Here is a 3949-nt window from a genome sequence, read left to right as displayed (position 1 = left end):
ATAAGAGACAGACTTCGTCGTGGAGCGCGCGGCGGACGCGTACGTCGAACTCCTCGCCGCCTGGCGCCCGGTGACCACCGGCATCATCGACCTCGTCCCCGGCCCGCTGGGCAAGGGGGAGTTGGACGGCACCCTGCGCCAGGCGATCCTGCGACGCCTGCCGCGAACGCCCTTCCTCCCGCCCGCCATCGAGCCCACAGGCGACGACTCCGACCTGCCCGAGTCGCTACGGCCCCGGGACGCCGAGGTCGTCGAGGGCGCCGGCGCCGACACCGTGCGCGTCCTCGCCGAAGTACTCCCCACCCTCCTGCCCGCCGGCCTCGAACGCCGCGTGGAACTACGGACGTTGGGCGTCGCCCGCGTCCCCCTCACCGACGCCGTCGACCGCCTGGCCGGCCTGGAGAAGGCCCCGGAGTGGTGGCGGCGGCTCTACGACAGCCTCGCGGGCGTCGACCCCGACCGGCTCACCGGGCTGCCCGTGCCGCTGGCCGATGGACGCACGACCATCGGGCCGCGCCAAGTCCTCCTCCCCACCCCCGACTCCGCCCAGGTCGAGCCCGAAGTCCTTGCCCGGCTAGGGCTCAAGGTCGCCCACCCGGATGCCGCGCACCCTCTCCTGGAGAAGCTCGGCGCGCTGCCCGCGACGCCCCGCGCGGTCCTCACCACACCCCAGGTACGGGCCGCCGTGGCCGCCTCCCTCGACGAGGAGGGCGGGGCCATGTGGGACGAAGTCGCCCCGGACAGCGACGAGTTGGCGGAGACCGTCCTCGCCCTCGTCCGGGACGCGGGCCTGGAACCCGGTGACGAACCCTGGCTCGGCGCCCTCGCCCTGCCCGACGAGGACGGCGAACTCGCCCCCGCCGGCGAACTGGTGCTGCCCGGCAGCCCTTTCGCCCAGGTGATGCGGGACGACGAACTGGCCTTCGTGGAAGCCGACTTGGCCGACCGCTGGGGCGAACAGCCCCTCGCCGCCTGCGGAGTCCTCGCCACCTTCGCCCTCGTCCGCGCCACCGACGTCGTCCTCGACCCGGACGAACTGGAGCCCCGCGACAGCGACTTCGCGGAACCCGACGACCCGGGTCTGCTGGACTCCGTGGACGTGTGGTCGGAGGACGTCCTCGACCGCTTCCCCGACAGCCCCGTACCCCCCGTGGCCACCGAACTCGTCGCCGTACGCGACCTCGACCTCGTCGACGAGGACCGCTGGCCCCAGGCCCTCGCCCTCCTCGCCCGGCCCCCGCTCCGTGACGCGATCACCCAACAGGTCCGCATCCTGCTGCCGGACGGCACTCACGAGGTCGTACGGCCTTACACGGCTTGGTGGTTGCGCGGCCACCCGGTACTGGACGGCCGCCGCCCGGCCGGCCTGCTCGCCGCCGGCGGCGACCCCCTCCTGCGCGGTCTCTACGACGAGGCCGACGCGACCGGCTTCGACGACGAACAGGTACTCCGGGCCCTCGGCGTCCGCACCTCCGTCGCCGCCCTCCTCGACGAGCCCGGCGGAGCCGCCGAACTCCTCGACCGCCTCGCCGACCCGGACCGCGAGGTCAGCGGCGCCCAACTGCACGCCCTGTACAGCGCGTTGGCCGACCTCGACCCGGAACAGGTGACCCTCCCGGACGACCTGCGTGCCGTGGTCGACGGCGAGGTGACGGTCGTGGACGCGGCGGACGCCGTGGTCGTCGACTCACCCGACCTGCTGCCCTTCACCTCCGGCACCCCGCTCCTCCCCGTACGCCCGTCCAGGGCCGCCGAGCTGGCCGAACTCTTCCAGGTCCGCCGCCTCAGCGAGTCGGTCACCGGCGAGGTCACCTCCGAGGGCACCGAACACGACGTACCGGAATCCGTCCGCGTCCTCCTCGGCCCCCTCACCCCCGCGACCTACGTCGAACACGACGAACTCGTCGTGGACGGCGTCGAGATCGACTGGCGCCGGACCCGGGACGGGGTGCTGCACGCCTCGACGCTGGAAGGCGTCGCGGCCGGCCTGGCCTGGTCGGCGGGACAGTGGCCCCGCCGCTTCGAGGTGGCGGCGCTGTTGGAAGACCCGTCGCGGACGGAGGAACTGGCTCGGGACCGGTGGTTCGACTGAGCGGGTCGACGATCTTCACGGCCGTTCCGAAAAAAGTTCACGAGTCGTACAACCATTCCCTTTCGTCGTGAATCTGATCACCTGAGCCAACAGGCTCCACGATCACTTCTCTACCTGGGGAACCCATGCGCATGCGTGCCACCCTCGGCGTCCTGACCGGCGCCCTGGCCCTCTCCGCTCTCGCCGTGCCTGCCGCGCAGGCCGACGAGGGCCGGGGGGACACCACGATCTCGGCCGTCGTGGTGAACGGCGGCAAGCCGGTCGTCGTGGGCGCGACCGCGAAGAAGACCATCACCGTCAGCTTCACGGTCAAGGACGCCTCGGGCGTCGACTGGGCGCAGGCGATCCTGTACCACGGCGCCGACATCGACTCGTCGGACAGCGGCGCCGTCGCCAACGGCAGCGACGGCCGCGCCACCTGCACCAAGGTCAACGCCACGACGTCGACCTGCAAGTCGACCTTCGACCTGACGCCGCGCTCCAACCTGATCAACTCCGTGGCCGGCGGCTGGAAGGTCTGGGCGGTCGCCAGGGGCAAGGACAGCGACTACGTCCAGAAGGACAACGCGAAGACCTTCCAGGTCCAGCGCCTGTCGAAGCTCACGGTCAACGCCGCCCCGGAGCCCGTCAAGAAGGGCAAGACCATCACGGTCACCGGCAAGCTGACCCGCGCGAACTGGGATGCCGCCACCTACTCCGGTTACTCCACCCAGCCGGTGAAGCTCCAGTTCCGCAAGAAGAACTCCACCACGTACACCACGGTGAAGACCGTCAAGACGAACTCGACGGGCAACCTGAGCACCACCGTCAAGGCGACCGTCGACGGCTACTTCCGCTACAGCTTCGCGGGCACCTCGACGACCCCGGCCGTCAACGCCGCGGGTGACTTCATCGACGTCAAGTAAGACCTGACGCGGCCCCGCCGACCGGCGAAGTCTCCGTACTTCACCATCAGTTCGCAATACCCGCACAAAGTCTCGATCCGCCGTACAACCTGCCCCACCTGTCACGAATCAGAACACGTGAGCCAACAGGCTCCGCCATCACTTGGGCCCCGGCGCCGACGACGAGCCGTTCGGAACGACCAGCGCGTCGGGGCCCCCTTTCCCACTTGGGGAACGCATGCGCATAAGCGCCACCGTGGCCGCCGTCTCCGGCGCCCTGGTTCTCTCCGCCTTCGCCGTACCGGCCGCTCAGGCCGCGGGCTCCGACGCCGGCTCGTACCGCTCGGACATCGCGAAGATCCGGGAGGCCGCCGCCCACACCGCCTCCGGCAAGGCCACCCTCTCCGGTTCCACCGTCGCCACCCCGGCCGACGACGAGCCGTACGCCCTGAACGTCACCTTCTCCAACATCAAGGTGCACAGCGGCAAGCCGATCGTGGTCGGTGCCGCCGCCCACGTCTCCGTGCCGGTCACGTACACGCTGACGCACGGCGCCGACGTCGACATCACCGCGTCGGACTTCTGGACCGATCTGTACCTGTACAAGGGTTCGGCGACCGAGCCGGCCAACATGATCTTCGACGACGACCTGGCCACCTGCACGGCCACCTCGGCGACCGCCGCCTCCTGCAAGGGCTCCCTCGACATCTACCCGGGCGAGGGCGACCTGTCGAACACCGACGCCGGTGCCTGGAAGGCCGGTGCCGAGGCCGTCGCGTGGAACGGCCAGGACCCCACCAGCAGCACCTTCGACGTCACCAAGGTCGGTTACGCCGACCAGGACGGCTTCGCCTCCCCGAACGTGACCCGTCTGTCGAAGCTCACGGTCAACGCCACCCCGGAGCCCGTCAAGAAGGGCAAGACCATCACGGTCACCGGCAAGCTGACCCGCGCGAACTGGGACGCCAACAAC

2 protein-coding genes and 1 pseudogene are annotated in these 3949 nt (G+C 70.6%); all 3 read left to right on the top strand.

Going from position 1 to position 3949, the window contains the following annotated elements; translation table 11 throughout:
• Positions 1 to 7: 7 nt before the first annotated feature.
• A pseudogene (locus AC31A1_RS48095) lies at positions 8 to 2092 on the top strand (sacsin N-terminal ATP-binding-like domain-containing protein); the annotation flags it as partial.
• 125 nt (positions 2093 to 2217) lie between these two features.
• Positions 2218 to 2997 (top strand): calcium-binding protein, encoded by a 780-nt coding sequence (locus AC31A1_RS48090; RefSeq protein WP_489659374.1) that lies wholly within the window; start codon positions 2218 to 2220, stop codon positions 2995 to 2997.
• A 217-nt stretch (positions 2998 to 3214) separates the two neighbouring features.
• On the top strand, positions 3215 to 3949 hold a 735-nt coding region (locus AC31A1_RS48085; RefSeq protein ID WP_489659373.1), incomplete at its 3' end, for a hypothetical protein.

It is taken from the genome of Streptomyces sp. P5F9, assembly GCF_057961495.1.
This window is presented reverse-complemented; position numbering and strand designations above follow the sequence as displayed.

What these genes read in the sequence shown, in the direction of transcription:
- AC31A1_RS48090 (WP_489659374.1), top strand. Translation starts at nt 2,218, where the DNA reads ATGCGCATGCGTGCCACCCTCGGCGTCCTGACCGGCGCCCTGGCCCTC.